Here is a 13,516-nt window from a genome sequence, read left to right as displayed (position 1 = left end):
AATAGTTCCATCATGGAGATAGTTTCGACCGAGCGGGTCGGTTCCAGCCCAATCAACTACGAGGAGCGTGCGTGGACAGGAAGGCAAACGTCTTGTCCCGCGCCTCGCGTGCCTCGTCAAAGTTCAGGTGGAATTGGTATTCGTGCGGAAGTTCAGGCTGGTGGTTCGCGGGCCAGAACAGCTCAGTCACCGGGACGCCGGCGTCCTTGAGGCGGTTGCTGTAGGGCACGGACTGGAGCCAGGTGAGCTCGTCACCGTTGCCACCGCTGATGAAGGTCGGCGGAAAGTCGTCAGTGACGAAATCGACGGTGGACATGGTGGCCCCGGCGTAAGTGGCAGACCAATCCTTGGTGCCCGTGTAAGCCCAGAGGGAGGTCTTGAAGCCCCAGGCTACGATGCCGCTGAGATCAGCCATGGCCCGGAGGTCGTAGACGCCGCAATGCAGGATGGTGGCCGACAACTCCGATTTTTGGAGGGCCGGCTCGATCCCCATCAGGTTGGCGTAGGCGGGGTTTACAGTGAGCGTGGTCATCTGGCTGGCCAGTTGGGCGCCTGCAGAGTCACCGGCCAGCACAATGCGGCTGGTATCCACGTTGAGTTCGGCGGCGTGTGCCTTGATGTAGGTGAGGGCTTCATTGATGTCACGCACGGCAGTGGGATACGTGGCCTCGGGGGCGATCGGGTAGCTCATGCCAATGGTGGTGTAACCCTCGGCAGCGATGATTTGGAGGTACGGATTCACATCCCGCTGCGCTCCGGAAATCCAGGCTCCTCCGTGAATCCACACCACCGTGGGAAGTGGCGTGGTGGTTCCCTCGGGGCTGAAGACGTCAAAGGTGGAACCGGGCTTGTACACCACGCCGGCTTGGGTTTGCAGCGGTGTATCGGGAACGTATGGCGTCATTTCATCGATGGTTGCCTGCGCACCGCGCTCAAAGACAGTCCGGATCAACATGGCGGAAGGCCACGGAGTAGCGGACAGCGCCACGGCAATGATCAGCACCACCAATATCGCCAACTCAAGTTTCCGGTGCCGGGTGGAGCGCCTTCGCCGGCTCTTCGAGGGAGAACCCGCCTGGGCTGATTCATCCCGCCTCGTACTGGCTTGGATCGATTCCAACGGCCCCATTGCACACTCCCCCGGTCGGCGTATCTCTGGACCATGGTATGGCGCAAGGGCGTCCGCGAGCATCAGGACAGCGGTCGCGCCGCCTGCAGCAGGACGCCTTCGCCGCCGTCGAACCTCACCGTATGAAAACCGGGGCGCCGCGCAACCTCCCTGAAGCCCCACCGCGCGTGCAAAGCCAACGACGCTTCATTGCGCGCGTTGACCACGTACCAGGCACTCTCCGCCCGCTCCCACACCCACTGGAGCCGGTCCCGGGTCAGCTCCACCGCCACTCCTTGACGCCGGAAACCGGGCCGAACGGTGACACCACCCAAATAGTGCCCCGCTGGTGCCGGACCGTCGCCATGGTCCCAGTAGTGCGTTTTCGCCCAGCCCACGACGCCGGAACCTCCATCCGCCGCCACGTTCGCTTGAGTTTCTGCCACCAGGACCAGACGCGCGGGGTCCATGATTGCGGCGGTCATATTGGCGGCGAACCGCTTCGAGCCGGTGGCGGAAATACCACCCGCCTCCAGCTCCACAGCCAGTATGCTCGCCACGTCAGCGGGCAGGGCGGGCCGGATGGTGAAAGACATCGGCTCAGTCTAGTCAGCAGAAGCGCTTGCAGAATGAGTGGCAACTCATAGAGTGGGATCTGGCCACTGATCCCTGTCCGGCACGTACGAAAGCAGACCATGACACACCCAGCAATCGCCCCCTTGGACGGTGTCCGGGTCCTGGAACTCGGCAACTACATAGCGGCTCCCACGGCAGGACGCCTGCTGGCTGACTTCGGAGCCGAGGTCATCAAGGTGGAGCGGCCCGGAACGGGGGATGAGCTGCGCAACTGGCGCCTGCACAAGGGCAACACCTCCATGCTCTACCGCACCCTTAACCGCAACAAGAAGTCCGTGGTCCTGGATCTACGCACCGACGCCGGCAAGCAGGCAGTGCTGGAGCTCGTTGCCAAGTGCGACATCCTCCTGGAGAACTTCCGCCCCGGCACTCTGGAGAAGTGGGGCCTGGGCCCGGAAGTCCTCAACGAAGCGAACCCGGACCTGATCGTCACCCGAATCTCCGCTTTCGGGCAGACGGGGCCGCTGTCCGAGCGACCCGGTTTTGCCGCCGTCGCCGAAGCCTACGGCGGGTTCCGCAACCTGGTGGGCGATCCTGACCGCGCACCGGTCCGGGTGGGCGTCTCCATCGGAGACTCGATCGCAGGCCTCTACGCCGCCTTCGGCTCCATGATGAGCCTGTACCAGCGTGAAGCACGACGCCGGGACTCGGCTGGCGCCGTTCCGCTCACCGAGCGGATCATCGACGTCGCGTTGAACGAGGCCATGTTCTCCATGATGGAATCGCTGATCCCGGACTATCAGGCGTACGGCGTGGACCGGCAGCGCGTGGGTGGCCGCATGGAAGGAATCGCCCCGTCCAACGCGTACCTGTGCAAGGACGGTTCCAGCATTGTGGTGGCCGGCAATGGCGACTCGATATACCAGCGGTACATGCAAACCATTGGGCGCCCGGACCTGGCGGAGGACCCTTCCCTGCAATCGAATGCCGGGCGCTGGGCAAAGCGTGAGGAACTGGACCAGGCGATCGGCCAGTGGGCGGCGACGCTTACAAGCACCGAGGCCCTCGCGGTTCTCGAGGCCGCCGAGGTTCCGGCCGGGCCTATCTATACCGCTGCTGACATCAGCACGGACAGCCAGTACGCTGCCCGGAACATGATCCAGAAGTTCGATGTTTCCACAGGAGAGGAGATCCTCCCCGGCGTCGGTTTCCCCGGCATTGTTCCGGTGATCGGGGACCAGTCCCTGCCCATTCGGAACCTGGGCCCGGACCTGGGCGAGAACACCCGGGAAATCCTTGGCGGGCTCCTGAACATGGACACGGCTCAGATCAATGCGGCTACCGGCCGCGAGGAAGCCACCCGAGCATGAACCACTATGAAAGCCCCCTCGCCTCAACGCCGGGCAACGTCATCCTGCGTGACGTCACGCTGCGCGACGGACTCCAGCTCACGGGCAAACTCCTGCCCACCGAGCAGAAGATCGAGATGGTCCGCGAATTGCTGCGGCTGGGAGTGCCGGCCATCGAGCTCGGTTCCATGGCCCGCGCAGACTTGGTCCCCACCATGGCCAATACGCTTGAAGTGGTTCAAGCCCTCACCCCGGAGGAATTGGAAAGGTGTTGGATCTGGGTAGCCACCCCCGGCCACGTAGCCAAGGCTTCAGCGGCGGGTGTCCGTAATTTCCAATACTGTTTATCGGCCTCGGATTCGCATAATAAAGCGAATATCGGCCGGACCACGGACCAGAGCTTGGCCGCTCTGCCTGAGGCTGTTGAGTACACGCGCGCCGTGAATGGTCGGATCCAGTTGTGTATTGCCACCTCGTTCACCTGCCCGTTCGAGGGATATGTCCCGGAGGAACGCGTTCTCTCCATCGCCAATGACCCCCGCGCTGAAGGCACCACGGACATCGTCATCTGCGACACCCTGGGCCAGGCCTTCCCCGCCCAGGTTTCCCGCCTGATCGCGCGGGTCCGGGACGAGTCTCCCGCTCGACGGATCGTCTATCACGGCCATGACACCTGGGGCCTGGGGGTGGCAAACACCTTGGCTGCCATCCAGGCCGGTGCGGCCATGGTTGATGGCGCTCTTGGTGGTTTGGGCGGTTGCCCGTTCGCGCCCGGCGCCAGCGGCAACACCGCCAGCGAGGACATTCTCTTCGCCACCCGCCCGGAGTGGCTGACGCGGGAGGTGTTCGGCGGGCTCGTGGTTCTTTCCGAAAAGCTGCTGGCCGAATTGGGTGAGCCCAACCGCTCCAAGGCGGCCCAGGGTGCACGTTCCAAGGCAGAGGCTTTCGACTGGGTCATTCCTGCCGCTGTGCAGCCTGCGCCCTAGAGCTGCATCCTAGCCTTTCCTGCCCGCTCCACCGGCAGCCATCAGTGCCAGCCGCCTCAGGGTCTCTCGGTTCCGCACAGCTATCACCGGGTCCCGCAGTGCCTTGGGTATCACTTTTCCAGGCCCTCGCACGGCGTCCTCTTCAATGGAGACCCTGCACTGGTTACCACCGAGGTCTTCCAGGGTGATCAGCACTTTGGCTTCGCCCAGAGGCCAGCCCCTGGCCACAATTTCCAATGACTTGCCCGGATCCATGCCGGTCACCCTGCTGCTGTCATCGAGCAGGAAGGGCCATGACCCCACCGAATGGTGCAGCTTGGAGCCTACCTGCGGCCAGTGATCGTCCACGGCACGGATCCTTGAGGCACCCACCACCCAGCCGGAATATAGCCAGCCGTCCTCAATGACCTTCCAGACCTCGACGGCGGGAGACGTGAACAACTGCGTCACGGTGGACATGTGGATCCTTTCTGAGCAGATGCGGCCGCGGCGATGACATTAAGCTAAGCATGCTTATTGTTCACTTGCCATAGGCTGCAGCTTTGTCAGGAATGCGGCTTGGTGGCTTTGCCGTCCAACCAGAGCATGTCCGACTCGTCCCGGTGAGTCCCGTCCGACCCCACATGCTTGCTGTCGATCTGTGGCCCCTTTTTGATGACGTGAACCAAGGCCATTCCATGGCCACGGCCAAGATCGTAGTCAGCTTTGAGCCATTCAAGGATGGTCCCGGCCTTCACGGAAGGATCATTGAAGCCCTTGGATTCGGCGATCTCAACCAATTGCCGCGGCGTGAGCCCGGTCTTGTCTTCAACGGCATCGAGGTAAGCCTGGAATGACATCAGTGTGGCCCTTCAGAGTTGGTTCACCGCGAGGAATTGTTAACTGCGTGCGGTCATCCTATCGGCCGGAACGCATGGCCACGGCCAAGGTAGGCTGAGATCTTCAATCCGGGGGAAATACATGGCTGAATCGCTCCACGTTCAAACGCGCCCGCGCAAAGGATGCATCTCCGTGCTGATTAGCGGGGTTGTCCTGGTTGCGTGGCTTTGCTCAATTCTGTGGACCGCAATAGATGAAGGCGGCGTCCCGTCCGATGCAGGATTCCCCGCAATTCCCGCACCCAGCACAGTAGGCGCGATTTCCGAGGAATGCGGGTCGGGAGGCTGTTGGCGCGAAATGGTTGTAGACGTCAAACCACCGCAGACCGCCAGCTCGCTGGCAGTGGAAATGGACCTGGCTTCGGAACGTTGCGAACCCGTGAATTTATGGACCCTGCGAAAGACCTGCACCGGGATCGCCAACGCCGGCGGCAAGGATTTCCGGATCTACCTCCGCTACTCCCCCGCACTCTCCAAGTATTAATGGTGCGAATGACCGAATCCAAGGAAGCCACTTTATGACGTGGCACCGGGTATCTGCGCAGGTATCGGGTTGCTCGCACGCGCCCCTACACTGATCGCATGATGTGCCGGGGGTGGCGATTGTTTGTGGCGGGTATGGCCTTCGCTGTGGCCACCCCGCTTTTGGCCGCCTGCGACTACGGCGGCCCCGGTTCCGTCGGTTCTGGTTCCGAGGCGACCAGCGCAAGCCCTGGCACCATCACCGTCGAGGTGAACCAATCCCGGGACCAATACGGCAAACAGGCCATCCTGCTGCAGCTCACCAACACCACGGATTCACCGGTGACCGTCACCGGCGGCCGGTTGCGATCCGTGCTGTTCCAGAGTGACATCTCCTGGGAACCATCAGAGGGCAGCCTTGAATTGCCGCCGCGTCAGCCTAAAAGCCTTCCCGTAACCTTGCCCGCGGCCGCCTGCGAAACACAAGAAGCATCAACGGAACTTTCCGCCGGCATCACCTACTCAGTACCGGGCAAGGCGCCTGTGGAGCAGAACACCAGGGCTTCAGATCCGTTCGGAGTGCTGAGCAGAAACGCCGGCGAGCTGTGCCTCGCAACTGCAGCAGCCGCCGTCGTGACCATAGTCTTGGATTCGGGACTTGAGGTCGCCGCGGACGGCCGCACCGCCGTCGTACGCCTTCTCATGACCCCGGCCGGACCGGGATCCGGCACGGAACAACTCACTATTGAATCCATCGATGAGACCCCATTGCTGGCCCAAACCCCCACGGCTCCCTGGCCCCGGAATGTCACCTTGGGCGCCGCCAAGCAGGAACTCCCGCTGACCATCCGCCCTGCCCGTTGCGATCCGCACGCTGTTGCCGAGGACAAAGTGGGGACGCTCTTGCCGCTGCGGGTGGCAGTGGGCAACCGGAAGGGTGTGCTGAAGATTCCGGCGCCGGATGAACTGCGGGGCCGGATCTACGACTTCGTCACGGCATCCTGCGCCCCTGCAGGCTAGCGGCTAGCCGAGGGTGGCAAGGGCGCGCGGAGCGCACTCCACTTTCACCTTGACGTTGGCCTCGACGGACTTCACTTCGCCGTCCATTTGATACGGCAGCGGCTTGAGCGTGGTGAATTCGTAACTGCTCACGCTCGGTTGATCGCCCAGGCCCTGCGTGGTGGCCTTCAGCGCAGTCAGGAGAGTGCGCCATTTGGGCATGTGCGGGAAGACGATCACCTCGAATTTCCCATCCGAGGGGTGGTCATCAGCTTCGCTCAACGTGGCGTACTTGGCCATCTCATTGATATTGGCGAAAACGAGGCTGTCGAACTTCCGGCGTTTACCGTCGGCCATACGGATGCCAAAGGGCTCGAACTTGGAGAAGGTCTGGATCACGGTGACCATTTCCTTCAGGGCACCCTTGCTGCCCTTTTCGAGTTCGGTGGCCACCACCGGGGTGAGGCCGAACCCGATATATGAGTGTGCGTATTCAAGGGGCTCGTTCTCCGTTTGGCCCGTGTGAATCCGGAGAAGGTCGATGTGATGGACATGTCCCTCCGCAATGGCCTCTTCCAAGGGCTTGGTGGCCATGATCCGGCTATGGTCGTTGGCGTTGCCGGCAGCCCTGACTGCGCAGACGGCTCGAGGATTCCCGGCCTGCATCACACCGTTGACCACCTCGTTGTAACCGCCGTCGCCGCTGACGGAAACCACCAGGACATCACCGCCCTTGGAGGCTGCTTCCCGTGCAAGATCGACGGCGTGACCGGCATGTTCAGTGGGCTGGAGGGTGATCTCGGGCTGGTACTTAAGGAGTTCCTTCAGCCGGTCATGCAACTGCTGAGCCAGTTCGGGTGCATCCCCCGTGCTGTTCGGGTTGAAAATGATGACGATCGACTCAAAGGTCCGGGCAGAATCCACAGTGTGCTCCTGATTCATTGCGAGGTCCCTTTTCAGGCGGTAGTTTTCCTCGGAAGTTCCATACTATTCGCAATGCAATGGGGTTCCGGATGAGTCCGGAACGTGAAACCATGAAAAAGGGTTTCCAGAAGCGGAGGCCCAAACAATCAGCCTGATGCGGTGTGTTGCTGTATCAGCAGCGGGGAAAACCCATGGAAGACTCACGCCAGACGGCGCGCACGCTGGTCAGGGAGCATGAGATCACCCTCGACGACCTTTGGGCCTGGTATTGGGCCAACGGTGGGAACGCGAGGCTTTGGGATTTCGACGCCTACATTTTCGGCATTCAGGAACGCGATCCGTTCGACCTGAAGATCCTCACTTGGGCGATGGAAGACCTGGACGCCCGGACACTGCTGTAACGACCGGGATCAGGGTTTCCGCCTTCTTTCCGCTGCCAGCGAAGTACACCACGTAGCGTCCCTCGATGGTGACAGTGGGAATGTCATAGCTGATCATCTCGTTCCAACAACGACCCGCCAGTCCCGCCGGTAGGGTTGCACCATGGGGACAGTTTTGGAGGCCGAAGGCCTGTCGGTTGGTTACGCGGGGGCTCCGGTTTGCGGCGAAGTCAACGCCTCGGTGGCCGCAGGGGACGTCTTGGGAATCGTCGGTGTCAACGGCGCAGGAAAGTCCACGGTGGCCCGGACTCTTGCGGGGCGCCAGGCTTCCCTGGCAGGAGACGTGAAAGTCCATGGCTTGCTTATCGATCCGGATGCCGTCCCCTTCCGACGGCAGGTCTCTGCCGTTTTCGATGACGACCTCTTCTTCCCGTCCCTCACAGTCCGGGAGCATTTGCTGCTGGTTGCCCGGGGGCACTCGCTGGATGACCCGGAAACGCGGGTGGAGGAGGAGTTGGAATTCTTCGGGCTTGTGGGCAGGTCGCATGCCATCCCGGATGCGTTGTCTTCCGGTCAGCGGCGCAGGCTGCTGCTCGCAGCGGGAATGATCCGCCCGTCGTCGCTCCTGATCCTCGATGAGCCTGAGCAACGGCTGGACCCCCGGATGCGGGTGGCCCTCAGTGATCGCATCGCCGCCCACGCCAAAGATGGTGGCGCGGTGGTCCTGGTAACCCATGATCCCCAGCTGCTGCTCGCCACAGCCTCCACGTGTTTGGTCATCGACGAGGAAGTCCGGGAATTCGATCCGGAGCAGGGGGCCTCGATCATTGCCGGCTCCTGACATGCTCAATCGTGAATCGTTGGCACAAAGCAGTGAATTGGCCGCTGACGTTGTCCGCTTCACCCGCCGCTCCGCCCGGCGTTACAAGCGCAGCCGGACCTCGTGGGGTGACCGTTTTGTTGACGCCTACAGCTGGGGCCTTGGGATCGGCGTCTCGTTGACCATGGCAGCCTCGTTCGTCCTGGCGCTGCGCACCGAGATTGCCGGGCGGGCATCCACCGGCAGCATCATCGGAAAGCAGTGGCTCCTCCTTCCGGAACCCGTCCTGTGGACGTCTGTGTCATTTGCAGTCCTCCTGGTTATCAGCAACCTGGCGCGCAAGCTTGGACCCATGACGGTTAGCGGCGCAGAGAGTACCTGGTGGTTGTCGCTGCCGGTGGACCGCCGACCCATGGTCCTGCCCCCGTTCTTCCGTAAAGTGGCTCTCACGGCGGGTGGTTCGGCCATCATCTACCTGCCCTTCAGCTTGGTGACCGCCGTTGACCGCACCGCGGTTGAGCATATTCTCGCTTCACTTACCTTCGCCGGCGCAGGCACGGTTGCCGTGCTCCTATCGGCCATGCAGCAGCTCGGCTGGTGGAGCCGGCGCACAGCCAAAATCACGACGACGGCCGCCCTCCTCGCCTGCGCAGTCCTTCCCGCGCTGTCCTGGTCTCTTTGGCCGCCGGCGCTGGTGGCCGCTGCCGCCGTCGGACTCCTGGCGTTGGTGGCTCGCCGCGCCGGGCGAGTGCGGGGTGAAGAGTTGGTTCGCGGTGGTGCCGTTGCCGGGCACGCCGGCGCTTCACTGTTCATGATGGACGCCAACGAGGTACTGCGTGCTCTGGGCAGCGGCCGTCCAAGGGTCGACGGCGGCCGGGCGGCCCGCTTTTACGCCCGGCCAACGCGCGGCCCCCTGCGGGCGCTGATCCGTGCTGATGCCGTTGCCTTCCTCCGGCTGCATCCCCCGCTTGCCCCATCCATCATCTGGCTTGCAGCCTGCATGGCGATACTGCTCGTAGAAGGCGGACTGCCCGAATTCGCCCAGCTGGCGGTTATCGTGATCGCCGGATGCGCCACAGCGTCCGGCATGGGAACCGTGGCCCGCAAAACCGCCCTGGTTCCAGAGCTCGACGCCCTGCTGCCACTGCATCCGGCCCTTGTCAGGACCAGTCGCACGCTGATGCCCTGCCTGGCAATGGCACTGTGGATGACCGCGCTCAGCGGGCTGCTGGTTCTTCTCGGTGCTGCAGATCCCTTGCTGATGGCGGTGGGCGCCCTTGCAGGTGTGGGCATGGGTGCTGGGACTCTCCGCGCCGCCACCAGGACTCCGCCTGACTGGACAGCTCCGCCGGTTGAGACTCCGTTCGGCCCTGTTCCCCGCGCCCAACTGGGCTCCCTGCTCCGCGGGCTGGACGTGACCATCCTGGCCACGATTCCACTCCTGGTGGCCCTTTACCTGGGCTACGTCCCGTGGTCCGTGCTGCTGGTTCAAGCCGTGTTCAGTGCAGGGATCTTCCTGGTGGTTGTGCTGTCACGGCCCAAGCGGACCTGACGACGTTAAGGATTTAGAGCCGGACCGTTCCCTCGATGCACGTGGCCGACGCTCCACCCACCCAGATCTCCCCGTCCTCGGCTTTGATGTGCACCCTCCCGGCCCTCCCGAGCACGGTGCCTTGGGCCGCCACGTATTCCTGGGGTGCCCTGCCGGAGCCGATCAGCCACTGGGCCGCACCGGCATTGAAGCTGCCGGTCACAGGATCTTCCACCATGGCATCTCCCGGAATGAACGTACGGACTTCAAAGTCCACGGGGGAACCTGGCTGGTGCGGACCGATAACCCCGACCTTCAACTCACCCATGGCGACGAGGTCCGGATCGATAGCCAGCACCTGCTCCGCCGAGCTGAGGAGCACGCCGATCCAGGTGGGTCCATTCACCAGCCACGAAATGTCCAGCAACTCATCTTGCGGAAGACGCAGGGCTGCCGCGAGCCGGGCCTTGATATCGTCTTCAACCGGACCAAAGCGCGTCAGCGGCGGCGCAGCGAAAGCCAGCCGCCCGGCGTCGTGCTTCAGCCTCACCAAACCGGCGCCGCACTCCTGGACAAGGACACCGTCAGTCTTGGGCACTCCCCCGGCCTGCAACCACGTGTGCGCCGAGCCGAGGGTGGGGTGCCCGGCGAACGGGAACTCTTCACTGCCCGTGAAGATCCGCACCTTGTAGTCCGCCAGCGGGTGGGTGGGAGGGAGCAGGAATGTGGTCTCGGAGAGGTTTGTCCAGTTGGCGAAGTGCTGCATTTTCTCGCTGCTGAGACCCTCGGCGTCCACCACCACGGCAAGCGGGTTGCCCCGATACGGCTGATCCGAGAAGACGTCCACTTGGTGGAACGGGCGGCTGCGCAGGGCTTCTGAAGTCACCCGTGAAGGCTACCATCGGGCGTTGCCGGGTAGTGCTGACTAACCTGTCCCCCGTCTGCGAAACTACCCCTATGGCAGAGAACAAGACCCAACCCACGGCAGTGTCCGTGGAAGAATTCCTGGCCGCGGTGGAACACCCGACACGGCGCGCGGACGCCTTCGAGCTGCTGGAGATGATGCGGGACATCACCGGTCAGGAACCCGTCATGTGGGGACCCACCATTGTGGGCTTCGGCAGCTATCACTACAAATACGAGACCGGCCGCGAGGGTGACTCGGCCGCCGTCGGGTTCTCACCACGGAAGGCCAACCTGGCACTGTACGGGCTGACCTACGGCCCCGACGCCGACAGGCTGCTTCCCGACCTCGGCAAACACAAGACCGGGGCCGCCTGCCTCTATGTCAACAAACTGGACGATGTGGACAAGGACGTCCTGGCGCAGATGATCCGCACGGGATACCGGCACGTCATGGACGAGCTCCACACCCCGTAAATCACCCGTCGAGTTGGGCACACAAAAGACCCCCACCACCGGAATCCGGTAGCGGGGGTCTTCAGTTGCAGTCAGAGACTACTTGCGCTGCGCAAGGTTACTTGCTTGCTACGACCTCGAGGTCGATGACAGCGGAAACGTCCTCGTGCAGGCGAACGTTGGCCGTGTACGAACCGACAGACTTGATGTGGTTCGGCAGTTCAACGTTGCGCTTGTCGATGGCGCCGAGGCCAGCGGCCTCGACAGCAGCAGCGACATCAGCAGGCTTGACGGTGCCGAAGAGACGACCGGACTCGCCGGCCTTCACCTCGAGCTTGACCTTCTTGGAGGACAGAGCCTGGGCCTGTGCCTGTGCAGCTTCAACAGAAGCGTGCGCACGAGCGGCGCGGGCAGCCTTGATGGACTCAACCTGCTTCTCGCCACCCTTGGACCAGGTCAGAGCGAAGCCGCGGGGCAGCAGGAAGTTACGTGCGTAACCGTCCTTGACCTCCACAACGTCGCCAGCAGCACCGAGACCGGTTACTTCGTGGGTCAGAATGAGCTTTGCCATGTTAGTTAATCCCTTCCCTTAGCCGCGGCCAGCGCCGGAGTAAGGCAGCAGAGCAACTTCGCGGGCGTTCTTGATTGCCTGGGCGATCTTGCGCTGTTCCTGGACGGTAACGCCAGTGACGCGACGAGCGCGGATCTTTCCGCGGTCGGAGATGAACTTGCGCAGCAGTGCTACGTCCTTGTAGTCGATGACAGTGATGTCAGCGGCCTTCAAGGGGTTGGACTTTGGTTTGGGCTTACGGAGTTCAGCCTTAGCCATCGTGGAGCTCCTTTTCTATGGAGCCCGTGGATATTGATCCACGGGATGGTGGTGTTCGACGGCGGTTGTCACCTTGGTGCCTTGCGGCAGTTCCGGTGAGTGTCCGGCGTCGGACGTTTATGTTTTGTTTAGAAGGGAGGTTCGGAATCCGGGCCGTTGCCCCAGCCGCCAGCGTTGCTGACACCGGGCGTAGCCCAAGGGTCATCCTGCTGTTGTGCGGGCTGGTTGCCGCCCCAGGTTCCACCGGAGTTGCCGCCGCCCTGGTTTCCACCAGGAGCGCCACCTCCGAAGCCACCGGAATTACCGGCGTTACCGCCACCAAAGCCGCCCTGCCCGCCGCCGGAGCGCTGGGTGCGGTTGACCTTGGCGTTTGCGTAACGCAGGCTGGGGCCGATTTCGTCGACCTCAAGCTCAATTACGGTGCGCTTTTCGCCTTCTTTTGTTTCGTAGGAACGGCTCTTCAAACGGCCGGAAACGATGACGCGCATTCCCTTTGTGAGGGACTCCGCTACGTTCTCGGCTGCTTCGCGCCATACAGATGCGCGGAGGAACAGGGTTTCCCCGTCCTTCCACTCATTGGACTGGCGGTCAAAGGTCCGGGGAGTAGAAGCGATGGTGAAGTTCGCTACTGCCGAGCCAGACGGGGTGAACCGCAGCTCCGGGTCATTGGTGAGATTACCGATGACCGTAATAGTGGTTTCGCCTGCCATCTACTGCCTCCTTGTTCGTTCCTTCGGGGTAAAGATCTGGAAGGGGCTGATTACTCAGCAACGACCTTCTGGTCTTCAGGGCGGATGATCTTGGTGCGCATGATCGTCTCGTTGAGAGACAGCTGGCGATCAAGTTCCTTGGCGGTAGCCGGTGCTGCGGTGAAGTTCACCACTGCGTAGATACCTTCGGACTTCTTCTTGATGTCGTACGCCAGACGGCGACGGCCCCAGATGTCTACCTTTTCGATGGTTCCACCATCGGTGGTGATGACATTGAGGAACTTCTGAAGCGACGACTCTACGGTACGCTCTTCGACCTCGGGGTCGATGATTACCATCAATTCGTAAGGACGCATATGTGAACCCACCTCCTTTGGGCTAAGCGGTTACGGTATTTCCGTAACAGGAGGTTCATTTGCGATGCTGCGTCGGCGCTCCCCCACCGAAGACACGGCAAGAGGGCGTAACACAGACTTCAATATCTTAGTGCATCTCCTGCACTCAAAGCTATTCGAGGGCCTGCACGGCTGGAACCGGCCACTTGGCGTATGTGGATAACCCGGGCGCCCTGCAATGAATAGGCAGGAAACAAGGCGGACATGGAG

The 13,516-nt window shown here is 62.3% G+C and carries 18 protein-coding genes; 8 read left to right on the top strand and 10 right to left on the bottom strand.

Annotation, left to right across the window (positions count from 1 at the left end; all coding sequences use genetic code 11):
- Positions 1-52: 52 nt before the first annotated feature.
- Together M1D51_RS00380 and M1D51_RS00375 are read right to left on the bottom strand one after the other, a co-directional pair.
- Positions 53-1,129 carry an alpha/beta hydrolase gene (locus M1D51_RS00380; RefSeq protein ID WP_458108087.1) on the bottom strand — a complete coding sequence of 359 codons (1,077 nt, stop codon included), beginning with the start codon at positions 1,127-1,129 and terminating at the stop codon, positions 53-55.
- A gap of 62 nt (positions 1,130-1,191) precedes the next feature.
- Positions 1,192-1,704 (bottom strand): N-acetyltransferase family protein, encoded by a 513-nt coding sequence (locus tag M1D51_RS00375; protein WP_458108086.1) that lies wholly within the window; start codon positions 1,702-1,704, stop codon positions 1,192-1,194.
- A 99-nt stretch (positions 1,705-1,803) separates the two neighbouring features.
- On the opposite strand from M1D51_RS00375, the gene M1D51_RS00370 reads away from it, so the two are divergent.
- On the top strand, positions 1,804-3,054 hold the full coding sequence (locus M1D51_RS00370) for a CaiB/BaiF CoA transferase family protein (protein WP_458108085.1): 1,251 nt from the start codon (positions 1,804-1,806) through the stop codon (positions 3,052-3,054).
- Positions 3,051-4,019, top strand: coding sequence for a hydroxymethylglutaryl-CoA lyase (locus M1D51_RS00365; RefSeq protein ID WP_458108084.1), 969 nt, complete (start codon positions 3,051-3,053; stop codon positions 4,017-4,019). The genes M1D51_RS00370 and M1D51_RS00365 overlap by 4 nt, the downstream gene beginning before the upstream one ends.
- A gap of 9 nt (positions 4,020-4,028) precedes the next feature.
- Here the strand turns inward: M1D51_RS00365 and M1D51_RS00360 are convergent, their stop codons facing one another.
- Positions 4,029-4,478: an SRPBCC family protein gene (locus M1D51_RS00360; RefSeq protein WP_172322427.1), complete on the bottom strand. Its 450-nt coding sequence runs from the start codon at positions 4,476-4,478 to the stop codon at positions 4,029-4,031.
- A gap of 86 nt (positions 4,479-4,564) precedes the next feature.
- Entirely contained in the window at positions 4,565-4,858 is a 294-nt protein-coding gene (locus M1D51_RS00355) for a DUF4287 domain-containing protein (protein WP_172322426.1), read from the bottom strand.
- 172 nt (positions 4,859-5,030) lie between these two features.
- Between M1D51_RS00355 and M1D51_RS00350 the strand changes: the two genes are divergently transcribed.
- Positions 5,031-5,381: a hypothetical protein gene (locus tag M1D51_RS00350; protein WP_458108083.1), complete on the top strand. Its 351-nt coding sequence runs from the start codon at positions 5,031-5,033 to the stop codon at positions 5,379-5,381.
- A gap of 146 nt (positions 5,382-5,527) precedes the next feature.
- The gene (locus M1D51_RS00345; RefSeq protein ID WP_458108082.1) at positions 5,528-6,379 is read left to right on the top strand and encodes a hypothetical protein; all 852 of its coding nucleotides are present in this window, start codon (positions 5,528-5,530) and stop codon (positions 6,377-6,379) included.
- A gap of 3 nt (positions 6,380-6,382) precedes the next feature.
- Here M1D51_RS00345 and M1D51_RS00340 read toward each other — a convergent pair whose 3' ends face one another.
- Positions 6,383-7,282: a diacylglycerol/lipid kinase family protein gene (locus M1D51_RS00340; protein ID WP_458109639.1), complete on the bottom strand. Its 900-nt coding sequence runs from the start codon at positions 7,280-7,282 to the stop codon at positions 6,383-6,385.
- A gap of 191 nt (positions 7,283-7,473) precedes the next feature.
- Between M1D51_RS00340 and M1D51_RS00335 the strand changes: the two genes are divergently transcribed.
- From M1D51_RS00335 to M1D51_RS00325, 3 genes are all read left to right on the top strand, one after another.
- On the top strand, positions 7,474-7,683 hold the full coding sequence (locus M1D51_RS00335) for a hypothetical protein (RefSeq protein WP_216659679.1): 210 nt from the start codon (positions 7,474-7,476) through the stop codon (positions 7,681-7,683).
- Between the two features lie 142 nt (positions 7,684-7,825).
- A complete protein-coding gene (locus M1D51_RS00330; RefSeq protein ID WP_458108081.1) occupies positions 7,826-8,503 on the top strand; it encodes an ABC transporter ATP-binding protein in 678 nt (225 codons plus the stop codon).
- A gap of 19 nt (positions 8,504-8,522) precedes the next feature.
- A complete protein-coding gene (locus M1D51_RS00325) occupies positions 8,523-10,034 on the top strand; it encodes a DUF6297 family protein (protein WP_458108080.1) in 1,512 nt (503 codons plus the stop codon).
- A gap of 13 nt (positions 10,035-10,047) precedes the next feature.
- Here the strand turns inward: M1D51_RS00325 and M1D51_RS00320 are convergent, their stop codons facing one another.
- On the bottom strand, positions 10,048-10,899 hold the full coding sequence (locus tag M1D51_RS00320; protein WP_458108079.1) for a PhzF family phenazine biosynthesis protein: 852 nt from the start codon (positions 10,897-10,899) through the stop codon (positions 10,048-10,050).
- Between the two features lie 71 nt (positions 10,900-10,970).
- On the opposite strand from M1D51_RS00320, the gene M1D51_RS00315 reads away from it, so the two are divergent.
- Positions 10,971-11,393, top strand: a complete 423-nt coding sequence (locus M1D51_RS00315; protein WP_172322420.1) for a DUF1801 domain-containing protein — start codon at positions 10,971-10,973, stop codon at positions 11,391-11,393.
- Between the two features lie 97 nt (positions 11,394-11,490).
- Here M1D51_RS00315 and rplI read toward each other — a convergent pair whose 3' ends face one another.
- The 4 genes from rplI to rpsF form a co-directional block, all read right to left on the bottom strand.
- On the bottom strand, positions 11,491-11,943 hold the full coding sequence (gene rplI / locus M1D51_RS00310; protein WP_024818808.1) for a 50S ribosomal protein L9: 453 nt from the start codon (positions 11,941-11,943) through the stop codon (positions 11,491-11,493).
- Between the two features lie 18 nt (positions 11,944-11,961).
- On the bottom strand, positions 11,962-12,201 hold the full coding sequence (rpsR, locus tag M1D51_RS00305; RefSeq protein ID WP_003800144.1) for a 30S ribosomal protein S18: 240 nt from the start codon (positions 12,199-12,201) through the stop codon (positions 11,962-11,964).
- Positions 12,202-12,329: 128 nt separating this feature from the next.
- Positions 12,330-12,911 carry a single-stranded DNA-binding protein gene (locus tag M1D51_RS00300; RefSeq protein ID WP_011776754.1) on the bottom strand — a complete coding sequence of 194 codons (582 nt, stop codon included), beginning with the start codon at positions 12,909-12,911 and terminating at the stop codon, positions 12,330-12,332.
- A gap of 50 nt (positions 12,912-12,961) precedes the next feature.
- Positions 12,962-13,267: a 30S ribosomal protein S6 gene (rpsF, locus tag M1D51_RS00295; RefSeq protein WP_011776755.1), complete on the bottom strand. Its 306-nt coding sequence runs from the start codon at positions 13,265-13,267 to the stop codon at positions 12,962-12,964.
- Positions 13,268-13,516 lie beyond the last annotated feature (249 nt).

It is taken from the genome of Arthrobacter sp. R3-55 (assembly GCF_054161505.1).
Note: the sequence above shows the minus strand (reverse complement) of the source record. Positions and strands in the feature narration are given on the sequence as shown.